The sequence below is a fragment of the uncultured Leptotrichia sp. genome, assembly GCF_938036635.1.
Classification (GTDB): domain Bacteria; phylum Fusobacteriota; class Fusobacteriia; order Fusobacteriales; family Leptotrichiaceae; genus Leptotrichia; species Leptotrichia hongkongensis.
In genome coordinates, this window is the sequence record NZ_CALHQO010000074.1 from 1 (window position 1) to 7175 (window position 7175).

Consider the following 7175-nt stretch of genomic DNA (forward strand, 5'->3'; position numbering starts at 1 on the left):
AGGGTAACATTAAATTTATAATGATTCTACTTGGAATAGTTAACATAAAAAATCTAATCTTAACTTTAAAAAATCGCAACTTTATAATTGATTTTTTTATTTTTCTATATAATAATCGTCTATAATATTCAACATTATTTTCTCCCTACATTAATATTATCCCACATTTTTGGCGAAAGTCAATGACCTTCATAAAAAAATAATTAAAAGAATATTCTATGAAAGATTAAATTTGTTATAAAGAAATAATACTATTGTGAAGTAAAAATTGCATCATTCTTCAAATCAGCTTAATAGTCAAAATTTACAGCTATACTCCAAAATAATTCATTAACACTTTTTGTCTAATAATTTTCAGCTTGATTTTTACAAAATAAATTTGAACAATAAGCATATATTATGGTATAATACTAGTAAACTGTAAAATAAAAAATGGAGAGAAAATGATAAAATTAATTTTACTTGATGTAGACGGAACACTTACTGATGGTGGTATCTACCTTGGAAATAGCGGAGAAGAATTAAAGAAATTCAATGTAAAAGATGGTTACGCTATTTTAAATGCACAAAAATTAGGCATTGAATTTGGAATTATTACAGGTGCAGAATCAGAACTATTAAAAAAGCGTGCCGAAAAATTAAACATAAAATACTTATATCAAGGTATTTCAGAAAAAACTGTTATTTTAGATGAAATAATGCAAATATCAGGTCTTCAAAAAGAAGAAATCGCCTATATGGGTGATGATCTCAATGATATAAAAATTATGAAAAAATCTGGTTTTTCAGGGACACCGTTAGATGGAGTAAATGAAGCAAAAATAATCGCTGACTTTGTTTCAACAAAAAATGGTGGAGAAGGAGCTGTAAGGGAGTTCATAGAAACTATTTTAAAAAGAGAAAATTTATTTCAAAAATTTTTGGCAAATGTCAAATAATATAAAAGAAAAATTTAATCAAAAAATTATTTTTTAGGAGGAAATAATGGCAATAAAATATCTAGATGCCAAGAGACTAAAACTAGTATTCATTGGCGGAGGAAAATGGGTTACAAAACATGAGGAGCTATTAAACGAACTAAATGTTTATCCTGTGCCTGACGGAGATACAGGAAGCAATATGTCAATGACATTGAATTCAATGATAAATGATCTGGAAGAAAAAACAGATGATAAAATAAAAATGCCTGAATTAATAGAAGTAGTTGAAGAGGCTGTATTAATGGGAGCTAGAGGAAATTCTGGAACAATTTTATCACAAGTAATTACAGGATTTTTAAAAGGTATTGGAGATAAAGTTAAATTACTTCCAAAAGATGTCGCTGAAGCTCTTTTGAGTGCTAAGGAAACTGCTTATAGTGCTGTAAGCGAACCGATAGAAGGAACAATTTTGACAGTTATTAGAAAAATTTCTGAAAAAGCTATGGAATGTGCAGATAAATTTGAAGATTTAGTAGAATTTCTAAGAGAAATTGTTGTGGCTGGAGAAAAAGCAGTAGAAGAAACGCCTGAACTACTGCCAAAATTAAAAGAGGCTGGAGTAGTTGATGCTGGAGGAAAGGGACTGTTCTTCTTTTTTGAAGGATTCTATAAAGTTGCAACAGAACTGAATCTGCTAGTTGAATTACAAAAGGCTCAAGTTAAAGAAAATGAATTTGATAAAACAATAGCAAATATTAATCACGATCCTGAAAGCATACATTTTCAATATTGTACAGAATACATTATCCTAAATGGAGACTTTGACACGGAAGAATATAAAAAGCGTGTGCTTGAATTAGGGGATTCTGCAGTATTTGCACAAACTTCCAAAAAATTCAAGACTCACATTCATACCAACCATCCTGGAAAAGCAATGGAAATAGCGCTTGAATATGGGCCTCTTGAAAAAATGAAGATAGAAAATATGAAACTGCAGCACGATAATCTTCAAATTTTTAGCGAACGAGATGAAGCTAAAATCTTTGTAAATCCAAAAATTGATAAAACAAAATCTGCGTTTGTAATTTTGGCTGATTCTGAAAACTTAAAGGATGAATTTTTAAAAATCGGTGCAGATGTTGTAATTCTTGGAGGGCAAAGTAAAAATCCAAGTGTTCAGGAAATACTAAATGCAATTGACAAAACTGAAAAAGAAAACGTTTATGTCTTGCCAAATAATAAAAATGTCATTACAACAGCTAAAATGGCAGCCGAAAAATCTCAAAAAACGGTAATGGTTCTAGATACCAAGACAATGCTTGATGGATATTATTTCTTAAAAAACAAGGAAAATGACATCGATGAAGTAAAAGAATCTGCCGCAAGAAACTATTCTGTGGAAATCACAAAAGCTGTAAGAGATACAAAAGTAGAAAACTTGACAATAACAAAAGATGATTTTATAGCACTTGTAAATGGAAAAATAAAATATGCAAAAAAATCATTAAAAGATATTACAGACACAATATTAGCTGATTTAGTAACTAAAAATACAATAACAGCTGTTGTAGTAAGTGGAAATGAAAAAGATGAAGAATCACAAAAAAATATTGAAGAAAAATTATCTGGAATAAAGACTGCTATTATTAATGGAAATCAAGAAAATTACTATTATTACCTGTACATTGAAAATAAAGACCCTAATATGCCTGAAATAGCTATTCTGACAGATTCTGTATCAGACTTGACATATGAAGATATTGAAGGGCTGCCAATAAAAATTGTACCTTTGAAAATTGATATAAATGGTGAACTTTATAGAGACGGAATAGAAATTACAAAATCTGAATTTTGGCACGAAATGCTTGACAATGATGCAACAATAAAAACATCACAGCCATCGCCACAGGACTTTTTAAATGCCTACAACAAACTATTTGAAAAAGGATACAAAAAAATTATCTCAATTCATCCATCTTCAAAACTAAGTGGGACAATACAAGCCGCTAAGGTTGGAAGAAGCTTGACAAATAGAGAAAATGACATCGAACTGATTGACAGTTTAGGAGCTTCATTACTACAGGGATTCCTTGTATTAGGTGCTGCAGGAAAATCTATAAGGGGTGAAAGCTTTACTGAAATCATCAACTGGGTAAACAACTTTAGAACAAAAGGAAAACTTCTTATGATTATTCCAGACTTAAAATATCTTGAAAAAGGTGGAAGAATAGGAAAAGCAAGTTCAACAATAGCAGGAGCATTAAATATGAAACCTATTTTAACTGTAAACCAAGGAGAAGTTACAGTTGAGAAAAAAGTTCTAGGTGAACGTAATGCCCAAAAATACATTGAAAAATACATTGAACGTGAAAGTAAAAAACAAAGTGTCGTTCTTATGAGTGGATGGGGAGGAACTCCAACAGAACTTGAAAATGTAGTAAGAATTTATTCAGAAGTGGAAAATAATCCAAAAGTAAGTTCATTAATATTAAATAGAGAAATTGGAGCAGTAATTGGAGCCCATGCAGGCCCAGTTTACGGAATATTTATATTCCCAAGATTAAGTTAGTGGTTATAAAATTAAATTTTAAAATCAGATAAGCAGAAAGAGGTAAATCTTTGAAATTTAAATTTTTTGATGAAATAAATTCAACAAATACTTATTTAAGGCGACAATTAAGAATAGAAGAATTTGAAGTCATCGTAGCAAAAAAGCAAACAGATGGTAAAGGAAAAAGAGAAAGCGTGTGGATTTCAAATGAAGGAGCCGCACTCTTCTCCTTTGCTGTTGCAGATAATAATTCTGAATTAGATGAAAAAATAACAATTTTTACTGGCTACATTGTTTACAAAGTTCTTAAAAACTATATAAAAAATAACGAAAAACTGACTTTTAAATGGCCAAATGATATTTATTATGAAAATAAAAAAATATGTGGAATTCTATGCGAAAAAGTAAGAGGATATATAATAGTAGGAATTGGAATAAATGTTAATAACACCGATTTTGGAATATTCCGTGAAAAAGCCGTTTCACTTGTAGAAATTACTGGAAAAACTCATTCAGTACAAAATATAATAGAAGATGTAGTATCAGCCTTTGAAAATGAATTCTATAATCTTAACAAAAAATGGGAAAATATATTAATGGTTGTAAATGAAAACAGTTACCTAAAAAATAAGAAAATATTAATTAAGAAAAATGGGAAATTTTTAGATAAAGAATATAAATTCCTTCGTGTAGACAGAAGAGGAAAGATTTCTATAATTTCCAAAGGAGATAGTGATGAATTAAAATTTGCCTCGCTGGAATTTAAAGTTATATAAAAAATAAAGGAATATCTTTCTAATCAACATATAGAAAAATATTCCTTTTTATATTACTTTTTAATTATTTCCATTTCCTCTAAATATCTGTCAATTCCACTTTTCCAGTCTGGAATCCTTTCTCCAAGAAGTCTTTCCACCTTCTCGGAAGATAATTTTGAAAAATGTGGTCTTTTGGCAGGAAGATTGAAATCTTCTGTTTTCGCAGTTTCAAGAGTTCCTTTCCAACCTATTTTTTCAAGCACATATTTTGCCTGTTCATATTTGCTGGCAATTCCATTATTTGTAATATGATACAATCCAAACTGTTCAGTTTGTATCAATTTCCATGAAAATTCTGCCAAATCTTTTGAATAAGTAGGTGCGGAAATCTGATCATCAACAATACTTAATTTATCACGAGTCTTGCTCCAGTTGATGACCTGTGTATTAAAATTCTCTCCATTTTTACCAAAAAGCCATGAAGTTCTTATTACAAATGATTTTTCCCAATCAGTTAAAACGGCTTTTTCTCCTTCATATTTTGAAATTGCATATTTAGAAAGTGGATTTGGGACATCCTCTTCAATATAAGGCGTTTCTTTTTTTCCATCAAATACAAAATCTGTAGAATAAGTTACAAAAACTGCGTTCATCTGTTTAGAAAACTCTGCTAATTTCTGGGGAGCTCTTTGATTTAATAAAAAAGCGTTATTATTTACTTGTAAAGTTAATTATTAAAGAAAAAACAGATTTATTAATTAGGAGGGTACACTCATGACAGATTATTCATCCCAAGAATACTTAGATAAATTAGATGCTTATTGGCGTGCTGCTAACTATGTTTCAGTTGGTCAATTATACTTAAAAGATAATCCTTTACTTCGCCGTCCTTTAAAGGCAAAAGACGTTAAGGTTAAACCAATTGGTCACTGGGGAACTATCGCTGGCCAAAACTTCATTTATGCCCATTTGAACCGTGTCATCAACAAATATGACTTGAATATGTTCTATGTTGAAGGCCCAGGTCATGGTGGTCAAGTTATGGTTTCTAACTCATATCTTGATGGTTCTTACTCTGAAATTTATCCTGAAATTTCTCAAGATGAACAAGGCATGAAGCGTCTATTTAAACGTTTCTCCTTCCCAGGTGGTGTAGCTTCTCATGCTGCTCCTGAAACACCAGGTTCTATTCATGAAGGTGGCGAATTAGGTTACTCTATTTCTCACTCTGTTGGTGCAGTTTTAGATAATCCTGATTTGATTGTTGCTGCAGTTGTCGGTGATGGTGAAGCTGAAACTGGTCCATTAGCTGCTTCATGGCAATCTAATAAATTTATCAACCCTATTCATGATGGTGCTGTCCTACCAATTTTAGATCTTAACGGATTCAAGATTTCTAACCCTACTATCCTTTCTCGTGAAAGTGATGAAACTTTGACTAAGTACTTTGAAGGTATGGGTTGGCATCCAATCTTTGTTGAAGGCGATGATCCTAAGTTGATGCATCCTGCAATGGCTAAAGCAATGGATGAAGCAATTGAAGAAATCAAGGCTATTCAAAAGAATGCTCGTGAAAATAACGATCCTAGTCTTCCAGCATGGCCTGTTATTATCTTCCGTGCTCCTAAAGGTTGGACTGGTCCTAAAGAATGGGATGGCGAACCAATTGAAAAATCATTCCGTGCCCATCAAATTCCAATTCCTGTTGACCAAAATGATATGCAACATGCTGATGCTTTGGTTGACTGGCTTGAAAGTTATAAACCTGAAGAATTATTCGATGAAAGTGGTAAGTTGAAAGCTGAAATTGCTGAAATCACACCTAAGGGCGACAAGCGTATGGCTGCTAACCCTCACACGAACCCTGGTAAATTAATCAGAGAAGTTATCAAGCCTGATTTCCGTGATTTTGCTGTTGATACATCTGTTCCAGGTAAAGAAGTTGCTCAAGATATGACTGTTTTAGGTAAATATCTTGAAAAAGTACTTTCTGATAACCGTCATAACTATCGTGTCTTTGGTCCTGACGAAACAATGTCTAACCGTTTGGCACCTATCTTTGACGTAACTAAGCGTCAATGGTTAGCTGAAATTAAGGAACCTAACGATCAATACTTAGCTCCATCAGGTCAAGTTATTGATTCTCAATTATCAGAACACCAAGCTGAAGGTTTCTTAGAAGGATATGTTTTGACTGGTCGTCATGGTTTCTTTGCAAGTTATGAATCATTCTTGCGTGTAGTTGACTCTATGTTGACACAACACTTCAAGTGGTTACGCAAAGCAACTGAACAACCTTGGCGTACATCAATTCCATCATTGAATGTTATTGCTACATCTACTGTATTCCAACAAGATCACAATGGTTACACACACCAAGATCCTGGTATTTTAGGTCACTTAGCTGATAAGAAACCTGAATATATTCGTGAATACTTACCTGCAGATGCTAACTCATTATTGGCTGTATTCGACAAGACTATTAATGATCGCGATAAGATTAACTTGATTGTTGCTTCTAAGCACCCACGTCAACAATTCTACTCAGCTGCAGAAGCTAAGGAATTAGTTGATAAAGGTTTGAAGATTATTGATTGGGCTTCAACTGATAAGAATGCTGAACCAGACGTAGTTATCGCTGCTGCTGGTACAGAACCAAACTTAGAAGCTTTAGCTGCAATTTCTATCTTGCATGAAAAATTACCTGACTTGAAGATTCGCTTCATCAATGTTGTTGATATCTTGAAGTTACGTAGTCCTAAGGTAGATCCTCGTGGCTTAAGCGATGATGAATTTGATGCTTACTTTACAAAAGACAAGCCCGTTATCTTTGCTTTCCATGGTTATGAAGGCCTATTACGTGACATCTTCTACTACCGTCACAATCATAACGTTGCTTTCCACGGCTATCGTGAAAATGGTGATATCACAACTCCATTCGATATG

Annotated in this window: 4 protein-coding genes and 1 pseudogene; 4 read left to right on the plus strand and 1 reads right to left on the minus strand. The window is 32.5% G+C overall.

The genetic code is table 11. The features are described 5' to 3' along the window. Positions 1-443: 443 nt before the first annotated feature. From Q0370_RS01365 to Q0370_RS01375, 3 genes are read left to right on the plus strand one after another with little or no spacing between them, the layout of a single operon-like run. Complete coding sequence (locus Q0370_RS01365; RefSeq protein WP_299571078.1) at positions 444-938, plus strand: HAD family hydrolase; 495 nt, start codon at positions 444-446, stop codon at positions 936-938. Between the two features lie 46 nt (positions 939-984). Further along, positions 985-3489, plus strand: coding sequence for a DegV family protein (locus Q0370_RS01370; RefSeq protein ID WP_299571081.1), 2505 nt, complete (start codon positions 985-987; stop codon positions 3487-3489). A 50-nt stretch (positions 3490-3539) separates the two neighbouring features. Further along, positions 3540-4247: a biotin--[acetyl-CoA-carboxylase] ligase gene (locus tag Q0370_RS01375; protein ID WP_299571084.1), complete on the plus strand. Its 708-nt coding sequence runs from the start codon at positions 3540-3542 to the stop codon at positions 4245-4247. A gap of 53 nt (positions 4248-4300) precedes the next feature. Here Q0370_RS01375 and Q0370_RS01380 read toward each other — a convergent pair. Continuing rightward, positions 4301-4933 (minus strand): annotated as a pseudogene (locus Q0370_RS01380) (NAD(P)-dependent oxidoreductase); the annotation flags it as partial. 70 nt (positions 4934-5003) lie between these two features. Between Q0370_RS01380 and Q0370_RS01385 the strand changes: the two are divergent. Continuing rightward, positions 5004-7175 (plus strand): phosphoketolase (locus Q0370_RS01385; RefSeq protein WP_299571086.1); only part of this gene is annotated, 2172 nt, incomplete at its 3' end.